This window comes from Novosphingobium sp. FG90 (genome assembly GCF_057808725.1).
In genome coordinates this window covers 184,463-205,213 of sequence record NZ_JBMDIO010000005.1, presented here as the reverse complement: position 1 = coordinate 205,213, position 20,751 = coordinate 184,463, and the positions used below count along the sequence as shown (strand labels likewise).

18 protein-coding genes and 1 pseudogene are annotated in these 20,751 nt (G+C 64.7%); 9 read left to right on the top strand and 10 right to left on the bottom strand.

Annotated features, from left to right (window positions below; genetic code table 11):
• Entirely contained in the window at nt 1–1,335 is a 1,335-nt protein-coding gene (locus tag ACODRZ_RS07020) for an MFS transporter (protein WP_488969201.1), read from the bottom strand.
• 129 nt (nt 1,336–1,464) lie between these two features.
• Entirely contained in the window at nt 1,465–2,049 is a 585-nt protein-coding gene (locus ACODRZ_RS07015; RefSeq protein WP_488969202.1) for a cysteine hydrolase family protein, read from the bottom strand.
• 87 nt (nt 2,050–2,136) lie between these two features.
• Here ACODRZ_RS07015 and ACODRZ_RS07010 point away from each other — a divergent pair, with 87 nt between their 5' ends.
• A complete protein-coding gene (locus tag ACODRZ_RS07010; protein WP_488969203.1) occupies nt 2,137–2,862 on the top strand; it encodes an NUDIX hydrolase in 726 nt (241 codons plus the stop codon).
• A gap of 11 nt (nt 2,863–2,873) precedes the next feature.
• Nucleotides 2,874–4,178, top strand: a complete 1,305-nt coding sequence (gene pncB / locus ACODRZ_RS07005) for a nicotinate phosphoribosyltransferase (RefSeq protein ID WP_488969204.1) — start codon at nt 2,874–2,876, stop codon at nt 4,176–4,178.
• Nucleotides 4,179–4,190: 12 nt separating this feature from the next.
• Here the strand turns inward: pncB and ACODRZ_RS07000 are convergent, their stop codons facing one another.
• From ACODRZ_RS07000 to ACODRZ_RS06980, 5 genes are all read right to left on the bottom strand, one after another.
• Nucleotides 4,191–4,943: an SDR family NAD(P)-dependent oxidoreductase gene (locus tag ACODRZ_RS07000; RefSeq protein ID WP_488969205.1), complete on the bottom strand. Its 753-nt coding sequence runs from the start codon at nt 4,941–4,943 to the stop codon at nt 4,191–4,193.
• 18 nt (nt 4,944–4,961) lie between these two features.
• Complete coding sequence (locus ACODRZ_RS06995; RefSeq protein ID WP_488969206.1) at nt 4,962–5,486, bottom strand: nuclear transport factor 2 family protein; 525 nt, start codon at nt 5,484–5,486, stop codon at nt 4,962–4,964.
• 52 nt (nt 5,487–5,538) lie between these two features.
• Nucleotides 5,539–7,977: a TonB-dependent receptor gene (locus ACODRZ_RS06990; RefSeq protein ID WP_488969207.1), complete on the bottom strand. Its 2,439-nt coding sequence runs from the start codon at nt 7,975–7,977 to the stop codon at nt 5,539–5,541.
• Nucleotides 7,978–8,100: 123 nt separating this feature from the next.
• The gene (locus tag ACODRZ_RS06985; RefSeq protein ID WP_488969208.1) at nt 8,101–8,772 is read right to left on the bottom strand and encodes a TetR/AcrR family transcriptional regulator; all 672 of its coding nucleotides are present in this window, start codon (nt 8,770–8,772) and stop codon (nt 8,101–8,103) included.
• 53 nt (nt 8,773–8,825) lie between these two features.
• Complete coding sequence (locus ACODRZ_RS06980) at nt 8,826–9,917, bottom strand: glycoside hydrolase family 76 protein (RefSeq protein ID WP_488969209.1); 1,092 nt, start codon at nt 9,915–9,917, stop codon at nt 8,826–8,828.
• A gap of 108 nt (nt 9,918–10,025) precedes the next feature.
• Between ACODRZ_RS06980 and ACODRZ_RS06975 the strand changes: the two genes are divergently transcribed.
• The gene (locus tag ACODRZ_RS06975; protein ID WP_488969210.1) at nt 10,026–12,305 is read left to right on the top strand and encodes a S9 family peptidase; all 2,280 of its coding nucleotides are present in this window, start codon (nt 10,026–10,028) and stop codon (nt 12,303–12,305) included.
• Between the two features lie 61 nt (nt 12,306–12,366).
• Here the strand turns inward: ACODRZ_RS06975 and map are convergent, their stop codons facing one another.
• The 3 genes from map to ACODRZ_RS06960 form a co-directional block, all read right to left on the bottom strand.
• Nucleotides 12,367–13,155, bottom strand: coding sequence for a type I methionyl aminopeptidase (gene map, locus ACODRZ_RS06970; protein WP_488969211.1), 789 nt, complete (start codon nt 13,153–13,155; stop codon nt 12,367–12,369).
• Nucleotides 13,152–13,364, bottom strand: coding sequence for a ParD-like family protein (locus tag ACODRZ_RS06965; RefSeq protein ID WP_008830224.1), 213 nt, complete (start codon nt 13,362–13,364; stop codon nt 13,152–13,154). The genes map and ACODRZ_RS06965 overlap by 4 nt, the downstream gene beginning before the upstream one ends.
• Before the next feature lie 102 nt (nt 13,365–13,466).
• A complete protein-coding gene (locus ACODRZ_RS06960) occupies nt 13,467–15,554 on the bottom strand; it encodes a TonB-dependent receptor (protein WP_488969212.1) in 2,088 nt (695 codons plus the stop codon).
• A 220-nt stretch (nt 15,555–15,774) separates the two neighbouring features.
• Here ACODRZ_RS06960 and ACODRZ_RS06955 point away from each other — a divergent pair, with 220 nt between their 5' ends.
• The 6 genes and pseudogenes from ACODRZ_RS06955 (at nt 15,775) to ACODRZ_RS06930 (ending at nt 20,513) form a co-directional block, all read left to right on the top strand.
• Complete coding sequence (locus ACODRZ_RS06955) at nt 15,775–16,353, top strand: nuclear transport factor 2 family protein (RefSeq protein ID WP_488969213.1); 579 nt, start codon at nt 15,775–15,777, stop codon at nt 16,351–16,353.
• Entirely contained in the window at nt 16,350–16,952 is a 603-nt protein-coding gene (locus ACODRZ_RS06950) for a nuclear transport factor 2 family protein (RefSeq protein ID WP_488969214.1), read from the top strand. The genes ACODRZ_RS06955 and ACODRZ_RS06950 overlap by 4 nt, the downstream gene beginning before the upstream one ends.
• Before the next feature lie 64 nt (nt 16,953–17,016).
• Nucleotides 17,017–17,421, top strand: a pseudogene (dgt, locus tag ACODRZ_RS06945) (dGTP triphosphohydrolase); the annotation flags it as partial.
• A gap of 61 nt (nt 17,422–17,482) precedes the next feature.
• Nucleotides 17,483–18,355: a dGTPase gene (locus ACODRZ_RS06940; protein WP_488969215.1), complete on the top strand. Its 873-nt coding sequence runs from the start codon at nt 17,483–17,485 to the stop codon at nt 18,353–18,355.
• Nucleotides 18,356–18,414: 59 nt separating this feature from the next.
• A complete protein-coding gene (locus ACODRZ_RS06935; RefSeq protein ID WP_488986189.1) occupies nt 18,415–19,689 on the top strand; it encodes a cytochrome P450 in 1,275 nt (424 codons plus the stop codon).
• On the top strand, nt 19,686–20,513 hold the full coding sequence (locus tag ACODRZ_RS06930; RefSeq protein WP_488969217.1) for a ThuA domain-containing protein: 828 nt from the start codon (nt 19,686–19,688) through the stop codon (nt 20,511–20,513). Before ACODRZ_RS06935 ends, ACODRZ_RS06930 begins: the two co-directional genes overlap by 4 nt.
• Nucleotides 20,514–20,751 lie beyond the last annotated feature (238 nt).

Below are 20,751 nucleotides of genomic sequence, written 5' to 3'. Positions count from 1 at the left end.
TCAGTTCCGTTCGTCAGAGGTGATGCGCGAAGCCGCGCGGAGAGCGAGGAACGAGGCCGCGACGAAGGCGCACACCCCGACGATCGCCATCGATCGGCCGACCGCCAGCGGAGAGCCGAAGACCGACTCGGTAAGCCATGCCACCGCCAGCGGGCCGAGCGAGCCGCCGATGATGGTCATCACGAAGGCATAGAGCGCAACGGCGAAGCCCCGCACCTTGGTCGGCGCGATCTCGGAGATGACCGAGAGCATCGTCGTGCCGTAGATCGCGCTGACCAGCATGACCTCGCCCAGCATGGCCATCGCCAGCGGGCCGCTTCCCGACAGCAGCGGCAGACAGGATGGAATGCCGACCAGCGACAGTATCCCCGCGAGCCGCATGCGTCCACGTGCGCCCGAACGAGCCCCTACGCGATCGACGACGACGCTGGCGACGAGCGCTCCGGCCACCGACCACGCGATCTGGCTGGTGCCGAGGCCTTGTCCCGCCGCGCCGACCTGGTAGCCGAACGCGCGGGTGAGGAACACCGCACCCCACCCCGTCGCCACCGAACCGCCCATGGCGTAGAGCGCCAGCGATCCGTAGAGCGGCAGGAAAACCGAACGCTGCGCCGCCAGCAGGCCGAGACCCTCGGCGAAGGAGAGCTTGGGTTCCGAACTCGTGGCGTCGTCGGTTCGGCGCGCAGGCTCGCGCAGCAGGAACAGCAGGATGACGATCAGAAGACCCGATCCGCCGACCAGCGCGAACGCGATGCGCCAGGGGGCAAGCGCGCCGATGATCGGCAGCCCGGCGAACACCCCCTTTGGCGCCAGGTCGAGGATCACCCCGCTGACCAGCGAGCCGAGGCCATAGGCGATCATGCTGCCAAAGACGTAGAGTGCCATCGGACGTCCGCGCCGGTGCGGCGGGAACAGGTCGCTGATCATCGTCACCGCGCATGGCCCCAGCACGGCCTCGCCGACGCCGATGAACAGGCGCGATGCGAACATCGACCCGAAGCCCTGTGCGAAGCCGCCAGCGATCGTCGCCGCGCTCCACACCACGATCCCGCCAATGAGCAGACGCCGCCGGTTGACCACATCCGCGACGGCACCCAGCGGCAGGCCGACAGTGACGTAGAAGATGGAGAACGCGAACCCCTGCAGCAACGCGATCTGCATCTCGCTGATCGAGAGGTCATGACGCACCGGGTCGATCACCAGCGCCAGCATGCCGCGATCAATGGTGGACACGATCTGCGCCAGGAACAGCGTAGCGACGGTGATCCACGCGATCATGGGTCCGATTGCCCGGCCCGTATCCGGGCGCATGTCGGGCTGCTCTAGTCGCATCATGGTCCTTCCTCGGATGGGGCGTACCGACCCTTACCCCATCGAGGCACGAGATCACGAAAGCGACCGTGATTATCCACTGGACGACAAACCGGACATCCGCGCCGGGTTATCTATCAGTGCAAGAGTTCCTCATGCCGCCAGCCGCAGGCGGTCCTCGCGGCCCAGTTCCTGCGCAACGGCCCGGGCATCCTGAGAAATTCCCCGCGTCAACGAAGCCGAAATGTCCACGGCGAAACCGCGCGCGAGCAGTCCTTCTACAGCCCAACGCACGCAGTAGTCGGCCGCCACGCCCACTACGGTCACACGATCTACACCCTGAGCCGCCAGGCCGCCGAAGAACGCCTCACGTTCGATCTGCGCGCCGTGAGTGGAGCGGACGCTGACGGCATCCTCCCGCCACATGTCGAACACATTTTTTTCAAGCGTGTAGAGTGGAATGGCGGGGTTTATTGCAGAAGTATCGAGCACGCTTTCCCAGCCCGGGGTGTCCTTTTCGCAATGGAGCGGGAACAGCTCTGCTTCCGCCGATCCAACGTAATTTAAGGCCTGGTGGGTATCGAACGTCATCAACACGCCCGCCACGTCCTGCGGATCGAGCGACCCCAGCCAGCTTTGCATCGGCGCCACGATCGCCTCGGCATCGGGAACCGGAAGCGCTCCGGAAGTCCGCACGAAGTCATGCTGCATATCCACGACTATGACGAAGCTGCCCACCGGAGCCTCCTGCTGTTGCTGATGCACTTGACATATATTCATAGTGCACATAAGTAAAGCGCAACTTGCACATAAGGACTGAATGACGTGCTGCAGGACGAGGCTGAATTCCTGGCGGACTATGATGTCCAGGCCTATGGCCGTCCCTCGGTCACAGTCGATCTCGTGCTCATGTCGGTCGTGGACGGCCGTCCAACGGTTTTAGTTATTCGACGGGACGAGCAGCCCCATGCCGGCAAGTCGGCACTGCCCGGCGGCTTCGTCGCGGTGGATGAGGATCTCGACGCCGCGGCACGCAGGATCCTTGCCGACAAGGCCCACATGGACGGCGCCTATGTGGAGCAACTCTATACGTTCGGCGGTGTCGATCGCGATCCGCGCATGCGGGTCATCAGCGTCGCCTATTTCGCGCTGCTGCCGGCCGATCGTTTCTCCTCCGCTTTGGAGGCAGACCCTGCGCTGACACTGGCGCGTATCTCGGTAACCGACGGGAAACCGGCACAGGTCACAGGCAGGAACGGCGTCCTCCCGCTGGCTTTCGACCACGCGGATATCCTGGGCGTCGCCATGCAACGGCTGCGCGGGAAGATCGACTACTCCCCCCTCGCCTTCGCACTTCTGCCGGAGCGGTTCACGCTGCGCGCCCTGCAGGACGTGCACGAGGCGATCCTTGGCCAATCCCTGAACAAGTCGGCGTTCCGTCGCCGCATGCTCGACCGGGGATGGCTCGAAGCCACCGGGGAGCGCGAGACCGGGGCCTCGTTCCGCCCTGCCGAACTCTTCCGTTTCCGCCCGATCAACGTCAACGCCTGAGCAGGTCCACCATGGTCTTCACCGATATCGCCACGCGCACCTACAACCACAACTGGCGGCTCGATCCGATCGTGCGCAGCCTGCTCGACACCGATTTCTACAAGCTGCTGATGCTGCAGATGATCCGGCAGCTTCACCCCGAGGTGCAGGCGACCTTCGAGCTGATCAACCGCACCCGCAGCGTCCGCCTTGCCGAAGTCATCGACGAAACAGAATTACGCGCGCAGCTCGATCATGCGCGCTCGCTGCGGTTCGGCAAGAAGGAGCTGATCTGGCTGGCGGGCAACAGTTTCTATGGCCGCAGGCAAATGTTCAGCCCGGAATTCATCGCGTGGCTGGCCGAGTTCCGCTTGCCCGAGTACGAATTGCAAAAGCGCGACGGCCAGTACGAACTGCGCTTCCACGGCTCTTGGACCCATACGCTGATGTGGGAGATTCCGGCGCTTGCGATCATCAACGAACTACGGTCGCGCGCGGCGATGAAGGGGCGCGGACGGTTCGAACTCGATGTACTCTACGCCCGTGCCAAGGCCAAGCTGTGGGAGAAGGTGGAGCGGCTGTCGACGCTCCCCGATCTGGTCATTTCGGACTTCGGCACGCGGCGGCGGCACGGCTTCCTGTGGCAGCGCTGGTGCGTCGAGGCCCTGAAGGAAGGACTGGGCGAGCGCTTCATCGGCTCCTCCAACGTGCTGCTGGCGATGGACGCGGACCTCGAGGCGATCGGCACCAACGCGCATGAGCTGCCGATGGTCTACGCTGCGTTGTCGAACAATGAGGATGAACTGGCGAGCGCTCCCTACCGCGTGCTGCAGGACTGGAGCGCGCACTACGGCGGCAACCTGCTCATCGCGTTGCCCGACGCCTTCGGCACCGCCTCGTTCCTTCGCAATGCGCCCGACTGGCTGGCCGACTGGACCGGCTTTCGCCCGGACAGCGCCCCGCCGATCGAAGGCGGAGAGCAGATCATCCGCTGGTGGGAGGAAAAGGGCCGCGACCCCCGCACGAAGCTGCTGATCTTTTCCGACGGCATGGACATTGACAGCATCGAGGCGACCTATCGCCACTTCCACGGCCGCGTGCGCATGAGCTTCGGTTGGGGCACCAACCTGACGAACGACTTCCGTGGCTGCGCACCTTTCGCGACGAACGGCCTCGATCCGATTTCGCTCGTTTGCAAGGTGGTGGAAGCGAATGGTCGGCCGGCCGTCAAGCTTTCCGACAATCCCGCGAAGGCGACCGGCGACCTTGCGGAGATCGACCGCTACTTGCGCATCTTCGGCGAGGCCGGGCGTCAGACCGCCGAAGTGCTGGTCTGACGCCGGAGGGCATCACTGCGCGGTGAGGCCGCCGTCGACTACGAACTCGCCGCCGGTCACGTATCTGGCGCGGTCGGACAGGAGGAAGGCGATCATGTTGCCGATGTCGTCGGGCTCGCCCATGCGCTTCATCGGGATCATGGCGTTGATGGCGTCGTACTGGTCCGGGTTGTCCTCAATCGCGACCTTCTGCATGTCGGTCCAGATCACGCCGGGGTGAACCGAGTTCACACGGATGCCCTTGGCGGCGACTTCCAGCGCCAGCGACTTGGAGTAGAGCCGCACGCCCCCCTTGCTCGCGGCGTAGGCCGAAGCTCCGGGAATGCCGACGAGTCCGGCGACGGAAGACAAGTTGACGATGGAGCCTGCGCCTTGCGCCTCCATCACCGGCAGGACCGCCCGGCAGCCGAGGTAGACGCTCTTGAGATTGACGTTGATCTGCCGGTCCCATGCGGCAGGATCGAGGTCGGCGGTCCACTTGAGTACCGCGATGCCCGCGTTGTTGACGAGGCCGTCGATGCGGCCGGTCTGCGCCTTCACCGTATCGATCAGCGTGGCCCAGCCCGCTTCGTCGGTGACGTCCTGCGCGAATCCGGTGGCGGCAAGGCCCTCAGCGCGCAATTCCTCGGCACGGGCCGCGGCGGCATCGCCATCGAGGTCGGTCAGGGTCACGCCGTGGCCTTCCCGGGCCAACAGACGTGCGGTGGCGAAGCCGAGGCCGCCCGCAGACGCGGCGCCGGTGACGATGATGCTCTTATGGGTCATTGGGTTATCTCTTTCCGGTCAGGCGTTGCTGAGCCATTCGCGATCGTAGGATCGGTCGGTCATGTCGTGGCGGCCAAGCAGGCAGGCGGCGAGGTCGCCGGACAGGATGCCGTCTGCGGCAGGCTCCGTGCGCGCCCAGTCGACGAGTTCGCTGCGGTGGGCGAAGCGCCACTCCGTGCCCCGCCGTTCGTAGCGATCGACATAGCGGCCGCTGATGATCATGTCGGTGGGCACGCCTTCGGCCAGGATGCGGTGGAAAGCGTAATAGTAGACTTCGCCATAGGCGCGGTCGGGATCGGTTTCGTCGAACTCGATCAGGTGCTGCCCGATGATGTGCTGGTTGGCGAGATGCTGGGTCAGCAGGTCCTGCGCGAAGGCGACGAAGTCCGGTCCGCTGCCCTTGAAGATGCCGTAGTCGGTCGTCGAATCCGGCCAGAAAGTATCCAGTTGCAGCGCACGATCGAGCCGATCCTGTCCACGCATATAGCGCATGGCGAGGTCACGGATTTCATCCTTGGCGATGAGCGTCTGAAGGTCGGTCATGGCCGCTCCTTTCGATGGAAAGGGCCGACGCATCATGCGTCGGCCCACTGGATCAGAACCTCACGCTGGCCTGCAACTGCACCGTGCGGGGCAGGTTGACGAAGCCGATCTGGTCGGCAATCCCGGTATTGCCGGTGTTCGGCGCGTCGATCGCACCGCCGACGATGAACTGGTTGGTCAGGTTTTTGCCGATCAGGGCCAGTTCGAAGCGTTCATCGTTGAACTTCACGCGGATCGTGCCGTCCACCGTCAGGTACTTCGCCTGACGCGAGAGCGGATGCGCGAAACTGGAGGTAAGGTAGGTGCTGGAATAGCGCGTGTCGATCGTGGCACCCAGCTTGGTGCCCTCACCGATGTCGCTTTCATAGCCGACGCCGAGCGAACCGGTCCATCGAGGCGCGACGGCCGTGGGAGCGCCGCTCAGGTCCTGGCCCGGTGCGCCCTGGAACGTGGTGTCGCAGCCTTGCGCCACCGACTGACCACCATAGCAGGGTGCGATGTAGTTCAGATAGCGCGCCTTGTTGTAGTTGATCGAGCCGTGCAGGTTGAGGCCCGGCGCGGCGTAGGGTGCGAATTCGAACTCCAGTTCCGCACCCTTGGTCCGCGCGGCACCGGCGTTGGTGGTGATGAAGGCAAACGTCTGCGAATTGAAGAAGTCGACCTGCAGGTTGACGTACTTGTAGCTGTAGACGTCGAAATTCAGGCGCAGCTGGTTGTCGAGCAGTTTGGACTTGATGCCGACTTCGAAACCGCGCGCCTTTTCCGGGGCGAACGCGACGTCGCTGGGAACCGTGCTGGCGCTGACGAAACCGGAGTTCGAGAACCCGCCGGACTTGTACGCGGTCTTGTAGGCACCGTAGACGGTGACGTCATCCGTCGGCTTCCACGTCAGCGTCGCTTCGGGCGACCAGTTGTTGAAGGTCTGGTCCGCGTTGATGGGCGTATCCTGCAGGAAGATCCCTTGCAACGCGGCGTTCACGTAAGGCTGGACGAGATAGCTGTCCTTGGTTTCGTGAATGTAGCGGACGCCCACGGCAGCCTCAAGCGTCGGCAGGATCTTCCAGGTCGCCTGCCCATAGGCGGACAGCGTCTCACCATGGGTTTCGGAATGCTTGAAGTAGCCGAGGTAGCGATATTCGGCCGAGGCGGTCGAATCCTCGATGTTGCCGAACGAGCCGCTCTGGCGGTGGTTGCGATGGGTCTTCTGGTAATACGCGCCGACGAGGAGGTTGATCGGCCCGTCGAACCTGGTCTGGGCGCGCAACTCGCTCGAGAATGCGTGGTAGATGGACCGCTCGGACGAAGGCGCGGCGGCCAGATCGCTCGATACGAAGGTACAGTCGCACGCCCACTGGTTGACGTTACGGTTGAAGTTGTTGACCCAGGTGAGATCAACGTTGTCCATCGCGTATTCCGCGGTGCCGGTGACGGCCCAGCTCTTGTAGGTGTTGTACAGCGCGCCGTCGTCACGCGACCACGGGTTCGTGCCGGCGAGGTCTTCCGGGAAATAGTTCTGGTAGACGGTGAACGACTTGCCACACTTGATCGCCGGGTTCAGCGAATACGTCCCCGTTGCACATCCGAATGGGACGTAATTCCACGAATTGTTGTTGTTCTTCGAGGTCGAGCCGTTTGCCTTCAGCGTGAACTTGAAATCGTTGCCGGGGTCCCACACCAGCGTCACGCGGCCGAGCAGTTCCTTGTTGCCGGGGTTGTCGCCGTCATAGGCCGGTGCGAAGTGCGGCGTCGTCACGCCGGTGGCGACGTCGAAGGTGTTGTAGGTCTTGTCGATGCCGCCGTTCTTGAAATAGCCGCCCCACATGTTCGATGCCCGCACGGCAACGCGCACGCCCAGTGTCTCGGTGATCGGGCCGGAGCCGACGAACTCGCCGACCAGTTCTTTGGCTCGGAACTCGTAGCCCAGCTTGGCCTTGAATTCGGGGCTGGATGTGGGGTCTGCTGTACGCAGCGAAATCACGCCGGCGGTGGCGTTCTTTCCGAAGAACAGCGACTGCGGCCCCTTCAGCACTTCCACGCCCTCAAGGTCGAGGAAGCCCTCATTGATGACGCGGCCCTGGCCGTAGTAGACGCCATCGACGACGACCGCGACCGACTGCTCGATACCGATCGAGGTCGAGGACGACCCGATGCCGCGCAAGGTCAGCTGCGCGCCCGAGCCGTTCGAGGCGCGGCCGATCGTGAACTGCGGCGTCTGCGTGGAGATCTTCTCCAGGCTGGTCATGTCGTAGCGTTCAAGCACTTCGGCGGTCAGCGCGGTGACGGCGACCGGCACGTCCTGCAGGCTCTCCGCCCGGCGTCGCGCGGTGACGACGATGTCGCCGAGACCGCCTTCGGCATGCTCCTGCGCAGCGGGTGCTGGCGGCGGCGCTACGACCGCTTCCTGAGCATTTGCGGATGTGAATGCGAAAGCCGACATGGCAATGCTCGCCATGAGCGCGGTACGCACGGTTCGTGCTGCCTCTCCAGACATCGAAAGCTCCTTTCCCCTTGAACCGGAAAGGGCCTGTTCTGACTTGGTCGCCCCCCGGTGCCTCGTATTCGAGACTGGGCGGAACGTATCTTCATTAAAAAATGCAGTGGACTGCAATAAATGCTAGGCGGGGGTAACCACCCTGGTCAGCGCGCGCGTCAGTACCCGCGCCCGGTCCCTCAACTGCGTCGCCAGCGGATCTTCTGCATAAGGCAGCAGCACCTGGCAGATCGCGAGCCGCAAGTGGGTTTCGAGTGCATCGTCCGGTATCTCGCGTTTGGCCCAGAGCACGATCGTGCCGACCATCCTCATGCACACGAAGCGGGACACGGTGGCGATGTCGTCGATGGCTACAAGGCCCTCTGCTCGCATGATTTTAAGCGCCCCCCCGGCGAAGCGCTCGTAGACGTCCGGCAGGCCGACCATGTCCGCGTGCTCGACGAGGATGGACCCGAACGCCCGCGCGAGTTCGGGCGCCTCGAAGGTTTTCTCGGCCAACCGGCTGGGGAGCACCTCGAAGAAGCCGAAGCCCTCCCCGCCCTCGTCATGGGCCTGGGCGATGGTCTCCTCGCTGCGCTCGCGCGCGTTGAAGGCGAAGAGGCGGTCCTTGGAGCCGTAGATGTTGAACAGCGTACGCTCGGCGACGCCTGCGGTTTCCGCGATCAGGCGCATCGACAGCGCTTCGCCGCCATGAAGCGCAAGCAGGGCGAACGTCGCCGCCTGTATCCGCTCTCGCCGCTCGCGCTGGCGGGGGGTCAACTGGCGGATGCCCTGTGCGATATCGTTTGCGTCCATTGTGGACGTCATATGGCAAACCGACCCTCGGGATCAAACCCAGAGACAGAACCCTAGCGATCGGCGCCGGAATGCCCCGCAGCACTTTCCCGCCCCGCTCCCGCTGCGGCGAGCATCATCGCAAGACCCGAGGTCTGCGCCGCCGCATCCGTCTGCGAGGCGGCCTCGGACCAGTCTCCGGCGATGGCCCTGGCGCCGGCATCACTTAGCGTCCAGACCGCCTCGGCATTGCGATCGGCCCATGCGGCAAGTTCACCGCGCTCCGGACCATCGGGCAGGTCGTCCAGCAAGCGGCCGAGATGGAACGCGAAAACCCCCTTGAACATGCGCCCGTCCGCACCGATCGAGGGCACGGGTTCGCGCAGGATGCCTTCCGGCGTGGAGAGCTTGCGGGTCGCCGCCAGTGCGGTCCTGACGGCAAGCGCGCGATAGCGGCCATCGCCGGTGATGCGGGCAAGATCGCCCAGCCCGCCGAGCAGAACGCCCTGGTTGTAAGTAAAGCGAGGCTGGCCATTGTTGCGGCAGGCGGCGTCGAGGCCGTCGTTCACCAGCCCATCGCCATCGATCATCGTCGATCCATCGATCCAGGCCCACGTGCGCAAGGCCCAGTCGCGATAGCTCGCCTCCCCGGTCGCGAGGTAGAGCTGCGTCGAAGCATAGAGCAGAAGTTCGTTGGTGATCGCGTTCTTGTACGTCCGCTTGCGGTCCCACCAGATCCCGCCGCCGCAACGATCGTCCCAATAAGCGGTAACGAGGCGCCGATAAGTCGTGCTCGCATAGTCGAGCAATTCGGGATCGCGCTCCACCTGCCAGGCGTGGACGTTGGCGATGACGGCCCACAAGTCGTCATCGTTGAGGTAGAGCCCCGAGCGATTGCGCACCGCTGCAGAGACACGCGCGTTCCAGCGATCGTCCCCGGTGCGGCGCGCATGGTCCAGCAGGGCGTCCACGATCACGAAGCGTTGCCACGCCTCGCTTTGCGCCCAGCCGTCCGGCTTGCCCCACTGGCCGTCGAGATAGGAGGCCGCCGCACGGGCGCGGGGTGCCCATGCCCCCACTTGCGCGTGCTCCCGCCCTTGGGCCGAGCCGGCACCCGTCATCGTCAGCAGAGCCATCGACAGGCCCGCTGCCCACCTCTTTGTCAAATTGCGGTCTCCCCGCCGACCCGAACGCGCATGATGCTCCACATAAGAAATGTCGAAGATGGTGCCAATGGCTTCCCCTCGCACGGACCTGTGATTAGGAAACCCGACATGAACAGAGCCCGTCTGCTGAGCGCCTGCATCCTAGCCGCGCTGCCTACTGCCGCCCTTCCCGCTTTTGCCGCCCCCGCCGAACGGAATGCATCTGCCATGCCCCTGACCGCCGACTCTGAAACCGCGCAAAACCTGACCTTCGACCGCGTCTTCGCCAGCCCCTCGCTGGACGGCCCGCAGCCGCGCGCGGTCAGGGTCTCTCCGGACGGGCGCTACATCACGCTGCTGCGCGGCCGCGCCGAGGACAAGGACCGCTACGATCTGTGGGCCTATGACCGCCGCAATGGCGAATGGCGCATGCTCGTCGATTCCCTCAAGCTGGGCTCGGGCCGCGCGCTCAGCGAGGCGGAGAAGATGCAGCGCGAACGCCAGCGCGTCGGCAGCCTCAAGGGCATCATCTCCTACGAATGGACCGAGGGCGGCGATGCCGTGCTGGTCCCGCTCGACGGCGATCTCTACCTCGCCGGGATCGACGGTTCGGTGCGCCGCCTGACCGATTCCCCCGAGGACGAGCTGAACGCCGCGCTGAGCCCGAGGGGTGCCTATGTCTCGTTCGTGCGCGACGGGCGGCTCTACGTCGGCCCGCTCGGCGGGACCGAGCACAAGCCGATCACCCCGAAGGAAACCGCCGACACCGTCCACTGGGGCGAGGCCGAGTTCGTCGCGCAGGAAGAAATGGCGCGCATGGACGGCTATTGGTGGTCGCCCGACGACAAGCTCATCGCCGTGGAGCGCTATGACGAGGCGCCGGTCGGCGTGGTCACCCGCACCGCGATCGGGGCCGAGGGCACCCACACCTACCAGCAACGCTACCCGGCGGCAGGCACGCCCAATGCCCTCGTCTCGCTCCATGTGATGAAGCCGGACGGCAGCGGCAGCGTCGAAGTGGACCTCGGCCCCGACCGCGACATCTACCTCGCCCGCGTCAACTGGGCGCGTGACGGGCGCACGCTCTACGTCCAGCGCCAGAACCGCGAGCAGACCCGCCTCGACATGCTGGCGGTGGACCCGCAGACCGGCAAGAGCCGCGTCCTGTTCACCGAAGAGGCCGCCAGGGGCAGCTGGGTCAACCTGACTGACAACTACCGTTTCCTGAAGGATGGCAGCCTCGTCTGGTGGTCGGAGCGCGACGGCTACGGGCACCTCTACCATTTCCGGAACGGCAAGTGGCAGCAGCTGACTTCGGGCAAGTGGATGGTGACCAAGCTGGTCTCCGTAGACGAGGCGAAGGGCCGCGTGCTGTTCCTAGGCAACCGCGACGATGTGCTGGCCCCGCAGCTCTATGCCATCGATCTCGCGAAGCCCGGCACCCCGAAGCAGCTGACCGAAGCGGGCTGGGCCAATGCCGCATCGGGCAGCCGGGACGGATCGACGGTGCTCGTCACCCGCTCCTCGACGATGCAGCCTTCGCAGACCTACATCGCCGACGAGAACGGCAAGCGTCTGGCCTGGGTGGAGGAGAACAAGCTGGATGCCACGCATCCCTATGGCCCCTATCTGGCCAGCCATAGACCAACAACGTTCGGCACGATCAAGGCAGCGGACGGCTCCGACCTGCACTGGATGATGATCACCCCGCCGCTGAGGCCCGGCAAGCGCTACCCGGTGTTCTTCGAGCATTACGGCGGCCCGCACGTCCAGACCGTGACGCGCGGATGGAAGGGCGCGCTGGCGCAGGCCATCGTCGACAAGGGCTACATCTACTTCGAGATCGACAACCGCGGCAGCGCCAATCGCGGGGTCGCCTTCGAATCGCAGATCCATCAGGCTATGGGTACCGTCGAGGTGCAGGACCAGCGCGCCGGGGCCGAGTACCTCAAGACGCTGGACTTCGTCGATCCGGCCAAGATCGCGACTTACGGCTGGTCCTACGGCGGCTACATGACGCTCAAGATGCTGGAGGCCGATCCCGGTCTCTATGCGGCGGGCATATCGGGCGCGCCAGTGACGAAGTGGGAGCTTTACGACACCCATTACACCGAGCGCTACATGGGTGATCCGCGCAAGGTCGCCGATGCCTATCGCAAGGCCGACACCCTGGACGATGCCGGGAAGATCGCCGACCCGCTGCTGCTGATTCACGGCATGTCGGACGACAACGTGGTCTTCGAGAACAGCACCACCCTCATCGCGAAAATGCAGGGCGAGGCGACGCCGTTCGAGATGATGCTCTACCCCGGCCAGACCCACGCCGTGCGCGGCCCGCGCATCAGCGTGCACCTGTGGAACAGCATCTTCGGCTTCCTGGAACGCCACGGGGTCAAGCCGGAGGAGTAACTCCGCACCATCACCTCGTCATTGCCAGCGTAGCGAAGCAATGACGAGGTTGGTGAAAGGGTCAGGCGGCGACCTTCCTACGCCGCACCATCTCGCGCTCGTCCGAGCGCAGCGTCAGCACCGATACGCCGGTGGCGGTGACGGCGACGGTGTGTTCGAACTGGGCGGACAGCGAGCCGTCCTTCGTTCGCACCGTCCAGCCGTCGTCTTCCGTCCAGACGCTGCGGCGCCCGCGATTGAGCATCGGCTCGATGGTGAAGACCATGCCCTCGCGCAGCATCATGCCGGTGTTCGGCCGGCCGAAGTGGAGGATCTGCGGGTCCTCATGCATCTCGCGGCCGATGCCGTGGCCGCAGTATTCGCGCACGATCGAATAGCCGTGGCGCTTGGCGTGCTTCTCGATCGCGGCGCCGATGTCACCCAGCCTCGCGCCGGGGCGGACGGTGCGAATGCCCATCCACAGCGCCTCGTAAGTGACCTGCACCAGCCTGCGTGCTACCGGATCGACATTGCCGACCATGTAGGTTTTGCTGGAATCGGCGATGAAACCTTCCTTCTCCAGCGTGATGTCGAAGTTGACGATATCCCCGTCCCGCAGCACGTCCGACGACGACGGCACGCCATGGCAGACCACGTCGTTGACCGAGGAATTGAGCACGAAGCCATAGCCGTACTGCCCCTTGCTGGCAGGACGCGACTTGAGATCATCGACGATGAACCGCTCGACGAGAGTATCGATATCGAGCGTCGACCTGCCGATGAGCGGCACGGTATCCAGCATCTCGAACACCGAGGCCAGCAGACGCCCGGCCTGCGCCATCAGCGCCAGTTCTTCAGGCGTCTTGGTCACGCGGCCCTTACCCCCAGCGTTGGCGGCAGCACTCCGGCCGAACTGAGTTCGCGTTCCATGATCTCGGCGAAGCTGAGGCCGGGATTGGTCTCGCACAGCATGCCGACCTTGATCCAGTACGCGGCCTGCGCGTTGATCGAGCGACAGGAGACCTTGCTCGCGCGGCGGACCTGTTCGTGCAGGTCATCATCGATGTTCACGATGCCCATTGGGTAGTTCCATATATGATTCGTATATGAACCATATATCGCCGCGCGCGAGCATCGCAAGGGCGCCCCGCCGCGATGGACTCGCGGCGGGGCAGGTATGGATCAGCGCGCCGAGCCGCCGAAGCGGAAGCTGGCTTCCACGCCCAGCGTCCGCGGGCGCAGGCGGTTCGAGGTGATGTCGAAGCTCGTCGGCCCGATCTGCTGTACCTGACGGAAGCTGGTGGCGCCGTTCTCGTCGGTCAGGTTGTCGGCGAACAGGGCGATGGTCAGCTGCGCGAACTCGACACCGATCCGGGCATCCACGCGGTCGATGGTGTCGCCGGGCAGGAACGCCGCGTAGGACGAATTGCGGCGCGGCGAGCTGTGCTGCCAGCCCACGCGGCCGAACGCCTGCACCGTGTCGGTGATCGCCGTCGCATAATCGAGCGAGGCATTGGCGGTGAACTTCGCCACGTCGTCCACGGCCGAGCCCTTGACGATGGCGGTGCCGGCCACCGCGTCGGTGTACTCGGCATCGACGTAGGCGCCGCCCGCCGAGAGCGTCAGGCCCTGCACCGGCTGCGCGACGAGGCTCAGTTCGGCGCCCTTGGTGTGGGTGCCGTTGGAATTGACCAGTCCGTTGAACGAAGTCCCCGGGATCGGGATGCGAACCGCCACGTCCTTCCAGTCGCTGTAGAACACGGCGGCTTCGAGCGAGAGCCTGCGCTCCCACAGTTCGGCCTTGGCGCCGACTTCATAAGTCCAGATCGAATCCTGGCTGAGCGCGGCAGGCAGTTCCACGCCGTAGATCGGGCCGAGGATCAGCGGCACGGTCGGCTGCAACTGGCCCGAGCGGAAGCCCTTGGCGGCGCTGGCGTAGATCGTGGTGTTTTCCACCGGGTGCCACGCCACCGAGAAGCGCGGGTTCCACGACTTGTAGGTGTCGCCCGGCTGGTCGGTGACGACGCCGGAATTGGCCTCGAAGCCGCGCAGGCGGTCCTCGAAGTAACGCAGGCCCGCGGTCAGATCGACGGGCACGCCGGGCAGCGTGTAAGTCGCCTCGCCGAAGAGGGCGCGGGCGCGCGAGTTGATCTGCGCATCGTTGTCGATGCCCCGCGCGGGGAACTTGACGGTGTCGTTGCGCTGGGAATCGCGCGCATATGCGCCCACGGTCCACTTGAGCGGGCCGTCGCCGGTGGAGGCAAGGCGCAGCTCGTGCGCGTCGAGCGCGATGTCGATGTTCGTCTCGATGCTGCCGATCGAGGACATGCCGCTCTGCGGCACCCCGAAGTCGCTGTGCGTGTAGGAGTAGAACAGTTCCGCCCCACCAAGGTCGTAGCGGGCCGTCGCTCCGTAGAGTTCCATGCGGCTCTTGCTGTAGGGCACCGTGCCGCGCGTCTGCTGGTCGTCGTCGCGCGCGCTCGATCCGCCCGCCGGGAAGTCCGACTTCGACCACCAGTAGCTGCCGGTGATCGACAGCCGGTCGATGGGATCGAAGCGCAGCTTGGCGCGGAAAGTGTCGTAAGTCTGGTCGTTGACGTTGGTCTTGCCGGTGTCGCTGTTATCGACCCAGCCCTGATAGCGTTCATGCGTGCCAGCGACACGCAACGCGAGCACGCCGGGAATGATGGGTGCGTTGAAGGCACCCTTGGCGCCCGCATTGGTGCCGCCGCCGCGCGTGTCCGAGACCATGCCGAGGCCCTTGGCCTCCCACTCGTCGAGGTCCGCGCCGCGCGTCAGGATGCGCACGGTGCCGCCCATCGAACCCTCACCGAACAGCGTTCCCTGCGGCCCGCGCAGGATTTCGACGCGGTCGAGGTCCCAGGCCCGCACGTCCGGGCTGAGCGGCACGGTGACGCCGGTGAACGGCAGGTCGTCGAGGTAGAACCCGTTCTCGTTCGCGCCCAGCGACGACGAGATGCCACGGATCGTGATCTTGGTGCCCAGCGCCGAGCCGCCGTCATAGATGCCGACGCCGGGCGCTTCCTGCAGGAAGTCCGCCAGATTCGCCGCACCGCGCTTCTCCAGCACCGCGCCGCTGACCGCCGTGACCGCGATCGGCACATCGACCGCGCGTTCCTCGCGCTTGCGGGCGGTGACGATGATATCGCCATCGGTATCCGCCGCACCGGGTGCCTGTTCCTGCGCCATGACCGGCGTGCTCATGACAGCCGCACAGACCAGCGCGACATGACTGACCATACGAACCATAGAAATTATCCCTCATTCCCGAGACGCGCACAGGCGGTCCCCCATCCAGAGGCGCGACTAGGGGATATTCCCTTATCCATGGTTAACATCGGGCTTACGTCCGGAAATCGGCCGAGACGACAATATAAACATTCACGATTGTTTTATTGTCCTGTCCCCTTATCCTCTGCGCACGGATCGGCGCTCTGAGCAAGCTGCTGACCAGCAAGAGGAGAGGCCCATGGTGACCGATGCCGAGGTCGAGGATCTCGTCGCCCGCCGCGACATTTATGCCGTTCTCACCCGTTACTCCCGCGCTCTCGACCGCTGCGACGTAGACCTCATGCGCAGCGTCTACTGGCCCGACGGCACCGACAGCCACGGCGTCTTCGACGGCAACGCGGCCGATTTCGCGGACTTCATCATCCGGGAAATACAGGAATGGTTCGAGGTCACCATGCACGGCCTCATGAACGTGCACATGGAAATCGCAGGCGACCGCGCCGCGACCGAAACCTACCTCTTCGCCTATCACAAGGTCCGCGAGAGCAAGGCGGAGGAGATCTTCGGTTCGCGCTACATAGGCATGTTCGCGGGGCAAGGCCTCGATCCGGCGCACCACACCTTCTACTTCGGCGGCCGCTACCTCGACCAGTTCGAGCGGCGTGGGGGAGAATGGCGCATTCTCCATCGCAAGGTCGTGATGGATTGGAACGACAACCACCCCTCGAACGAAATTCTCGATCAGGGCATGTTCGCCACCCTGCGCCCGCTCGGCGAGCGCGGTCCCGGCGACCCGGTCTGGGCCAACCGGCCGTGAGCCCCGCCCTCCGCGCCCGCCAGCGCCTTGCCGAACTGATCGCGGTGCGCGACGTGGAAGCCGTGCTGACGCGCTACTGCCGCGCCCTCGACCGCGCCGACCTTGCCCTCATGGAAACCGTGTACTGGCCCGACGGCGAAGACATCCACGGCATCTATGTGGGCCGAGCCAGCGAATTCGTGCCCTTCATCATCGGCGAGATCACGCAATACTTCGCCATGGGCACGCATTGCCTGCTCAACATCGACATAGAGGTCTCCGGCGATTTCGCTGTCGCGGAAAGCTACCTCTATTCCGCCTGCCGGGTTCGGGCCGGGATGGTCGAGGCCCTGCTCGGGAGCCGCTACTTTGGGCAGCTGGCCGGCAGCGGGCTGAATCAGGGCAACGAGATGTTCGTGATGGCCGGGCGCTATCTCGATCGCCTCGAACGCCGCGAGGGAGAGTGGCGCATCCTGCGTCGGCAGGTCGTCACCGACTGGAACGATTCCCGGCCCTCGAACGAAATCCGCGACGAAGGAATGCATGCCGACCTGCGCCCCATCGGCGAATGGGGCAGCGGCGACCCGGTATATGCCAATAGCCGCTTCGTGACGGACTGATTATCCCGTCCCATCGAAGGCCCGGCCCTTGCCGAGCCCGGCTCCAACTGGAATAGCCAGTCGCATGAGCTGGCACGCCCGACGCGAAAACTGGAACCCGCAGGCCGAGGACGCCCGCGAGGATGGCGACATCGATTATGCGCGGGTCATTCACTCCGCATCCTTCCGGCGCCTTCAGGGCAAGACCCAGATCCTCAACCTCGGCGACAGCGATTTCTATCGCACCCGGCTGACCCACTCGCTCGAAGTCGCGCAGATCGCCGGAGGGCTTGCCCGGCAGCTGGCCAAGTCTTTCCCCGATCACACCGCCACGGCACTTTTGCCCGACCGGAGCCTCATCCACGCGATCGGCTGCACGCACGACTTCGGACACCCCCCGTTCGGCCATGGCGGCGAAGTGGCGCTCAACTACTGCATGCGCGACGCGGGAGGGTTCGAGGGCAACGGGCAGACGCTGCGCATTCTCGCGCGGCTCGAATCCTTCTCGGCCAGCGCCGGAGCCAACTTGTGCCGTCGGACGATGCTGGGGGGTGCTCAAGTATCCGGTCGCGTGGTCGGTCGCCCGCAATCCCGCGCTCGTGCCGTCGCTCCATGCCGGAACCTCGACGATCCGGGTGCTCGACGCGCGTTCGTGCAAGCCGCCCAAGTGTCATTTCGACAGCGAGCAGGACGTCGTCGACTGGATCCTCGCATCCGTCTCCGCCTCCGATCGCGACCGGTTCCAGGCGCTGGAACGCCCGGAAAGAAAGCACGCCCGAACGCTCCACAAGTCGCTGGACTGCACGATCATGGACGTGGCGGACGACATCGCCTACGGCGTCCACGACCTTGAGGACGCGATCTCGATCGGGCTCGTGAGCAAGGATGCCTTCGCCGCCGCGATCGACGGCAAGTGCGCCTCTTTCCTTGATGCACTGAAGGAGAAGTACCCCGGCGAAAGCGAGAACGACGTTTTCTCGCGGATGGTCGACGACCTGTTCGGCGATGCCAACACGCGCAAGCGCTACATCAGCCGCCTCGTCCACCATTTCCTGACCGGCGCGCACTATGTCGAGGTCAAGGGCTTTCGCGAGCCACTGCTGCGCTGGCGCGTCGCGCTCAAGGGGCAGCGCCGCGAATTCCTCGACGCATTGCAAGGCTTCGTGGTCAAAGAGGTAATCACCAGCCCTGAGGTACAGCAGCTTGAGTTCAAGGGGCAGGCGATGGTGGTCGCCGTTTTCGAGGCGCTCGCGGCCGACCCGGCTCGGCTTTTGCCGCGCGAGGCGCTTTCCCGGCTGGACGCTGCCGGTGGCGACCTGCGCGTCGTTTGCGACCATGTTGCAGCGATGACCGACACGCATTTGCTCAAGACTTACGAGCGTCTTTTCAGTCCCCGCATGGGTTCCGTTTTCGACCGTCTCTAGCGCTCACGCTTTCGACTTTATTTTTAAGGCATATGAGCTAATCTCTCGCAAACGACAAAATGGGAGAGATTCTGATGGTCGATGCCGTGGTGACGGAGGGGCTGGAGGGGTTCAGCCTGCTCGATCCGATGACGCAGAGCGATCCGTTTGCGATGTACGCAGCGATGCAGGAGGCGCCGGGGATCTATCGGATGCCGGAGACGGGATTTTACATCGTCTCGCGCTATGCCGATCTGCGGGCGGTGCTGACGGACCCGGTGACGTTCTCCAACAAGGTCGATCGCGCCTCGCTGCAGGGGCCGGAGAATGCGGAGAAGCTGCGCGCCTATATGGAAGCGCGGGGGTGGCCGCATATCTCCACGCTGCAGCGCACCGATGCGCCGGATCACGGGCGCTATCGCAAGCTTGTGGACCGGGTGTTTACCGTCGGGCGCGTGCGAGAGATGACGCCGCACATCGAGGAGGTTGCCCACCGCCTGATCGACACGTTTGCAGCGCGCGGCGAGTGTGAATTCATCAGCGAATACGCGATGCTGCTGCCCGGCACGATCCTGGCGGAGGAGATGGGCCTGCCGTCCGACCAGGTGGCGACCTTCAAGAAATGGGCCGATGCCATGCTCGCCCCTGCGTCCTACGTGATGAGCGAGGAGGAACTGCTGCGCAACGCCGATGTCGAACTGGAGGCGCAGCACCATCTTGCCAAACTGTTTGAGGAACGGCGTGCAAACCCCACGAGAGACTGGATTTCTGCGCTCGCCACCGCCCATGCGGATACCGAGGAACCGCTGTCGATGGCGGAACTGCAGAGCGTGATGAGCCAGCTCATCGGCGGCGGTTTCGAGTCGACGATGACCGCCATCGGCCATGCCATGATGCAACTGCTCAACCACCCCGGGCAGATGGCGAAACTGCGAGAAGATCCCAAGCGGATCAAGAACTTCGTCGAGGAAGTCATCCGCTTCGAAAGCCCCACGCAGGGCCTGCGCCGCCGCACCACCCGCGACGTGGAACTGAGCGGCACACTGATCCCGAAGGACTCGGTGGTGATCGTGCGCTACGGCGCCGCCAACCGCGACGCCGCCAAGTTCGCCTGCCCGCACATGTTCGACATGGAGCGCGGCAACGCCGGAACCCACCTCGCTTTCGGCGCGGGCGTGCATTTCTGCGTGGGGGCGGTACTGGCACGGCAGGAAATCGCCATCGGCGTGACTGCAATCCTCGACCGGCTCGACGACATAGCGCTGGCTCTCCCGCTGACCGAGCCGATCCACCGGGCAAACTTCCTGACCCTGCCCTTGCGCGAACTGCCGATCCGATTCCGGGCGCGCCGATGACCCGCAAGGCAGATCGCATCGAACTGTTCGTCGTCGTCAAGGGCCACGCCTTCTCGCGCGATGGGCTGGAGGCGATGCTGCGCGCCATCGGCTGCGAGCCGACTTTCGTGGACCAACCCGCCGCCGCTGTGCTGCTCAACCCCGAGCAGATGCGGCGCTACGACGCGGTCCTGTTCTACGACATGCCGGGGCTGGACTTTCGCGCTCCGGCGGCAGAGCGCCCCGGATTCATCGCGCCTCCCGAGAATTTTACGCAGGGTTTCGAGGAACTTATGACCGAAGGCAAGGGTATGGTCATGCTCCACCACGCCATTGCCGGATGGCCTGCGTGGCCCCGTTATGCCGAGGCGATCGGCGGGCAGTTCCTCTATCGCGATGCCGTGATCGATGGCGTCGAGCGCGCCGATTCCGGTTACCTCGGCGATCTGGCCTACACCGCGAAAATCGCAGATCCGGGGCATCCGGTCACGACGGGACTGCCCGAGCGGATCGACCTTGTCGACGAACTGTATCTCCAGCAGGTCTTCGACGATCCGGCGATCCACCCCCTGCTCTACCTCGACGGCGAAGTGGCGCCCGAGCGGTTCCATTCGGCCCGCCGTGCCGTCCAGCGGCTTGGCGACGGCGAAGGTGCGCCCTGGCGGCCCGGTCCGCTCAATCCGCTGCTGGCCTGGGCGAAACCGGCGGGTAATTCGCCGCTCGTCTACATCCAGCCCGGCGACGACGCGCGAACTTACGAGAACCCGCACTACCGCCAACTGGTCGGCAACGCGGTGCGGTGGGTGGCAAGCGACGATGCCCGCGAATGGGCGCGCCGCTCGTAGTTCTGACGCTCGCTCCGACCGGAAAAACCACCTCGCCTTTGCGTGCGTAGCGAAGCCGTCCGGAGCGGTGCAGAACGGTTTCGGAAGTGGTTCCGCCCAGCGGCACTCAACGGCACCCAAGCGCACCCTAACAGCACCGAAACACACCTTCAGGCGGCCGAAAGCCCCCGCAACCACCCCCTAAGCCCGCAAAATGCGTCCCATTTAAAAAGGCAGTTGCCTTAATTTTAAAGCGAGA

Bases quoted from the DNA above. Each gene is read 5' to 3' on its own strand.
- ACODRZ_RS07020 (WP_488969201.1), bottom strand. From the start codon at position 1,335: ATGATGCGACTAGAGCAGCCCGACATGCGCCCGGATACGGGCCGGGCA.
- pncB (WP_488969204.1), top strand. From the start codon at position 2,874: ATGGTCTTCACCGATATCGCCACGCGCACCTACAACCACAACTGGCGG.
- ACODRZ_RS07000 (WP_488969205.1), bottom strand. From the start codon at position 4,943: ATGACCCATAAGAGCATCATCGTCACCGGCGCCGCGTCTGCGGGCGGC.
- ACODRZ_RS06995 (WP_488969206.1), bottom strand. From the start codon at position 5,486: ATGACCGACCTTCAGACGCTCATCGCCAAGGATGAAATCCGTGACCTC.
- ACODRZ_RS06990 (WP_488969207.1), bottom strand. From the start codon at position 7,977: ATGTCTGGAGAGGCAGCACGAACCGTGCGTACCGCGCTCATGGCGAGC.
- ACODRZ_RS06985 (WP_488969208.1), bottom strand. From the start codon at position 8,772: ATGGACGCAAACGATATCGCACAGGGCATCCGCCAGTTGACCCCCCGC.
- ACODRZ_RS06975 (WP_488969210.1), top strand. From the start codon at position 10,026: ATGAACAGAGCCCGTCTGCTGAGCGCCTGCATCCTAGCCGCGCTGCCT.
- ACODRZ_RS06965 (WP_008830224.1), bottom strand. From the start codon at position 13,364: ATGGGCATCGTGAACATCGATGATGACCTGCACGAACAGGTCCGCCGC.
- ACODRZ_RS06960 (WP_488969212.1), bottom strand. From the start codon at position 15,554: ATGGTTCGTATGGTCAGTCATGTCGCGCTGGTCTGTGCGGCTGTCATG.
- ACODRZ_RS06955 (WP_488969213.1), top strand. From the start codon at position 15,775: ATGGTGACCGATGCCGAGGTCGAGGATCTCGTCGCCCGCCGCGACATT.
- ACODRZ_RS06935 (WP_488986189.1), top strand. From the start codon at position 18,415: ATGGGAGAGATTCTGATGGTCGATGCCGTGGTGACGGAGGGGCTGGAG.
- ACODRZ_RS06930 (WP_488969217.1), top strand. From the start codon at position 19,686: ATGACCCGCAAGGCAGATCGCATCGAACTGTTCGTCGTCGTCAAGGGC.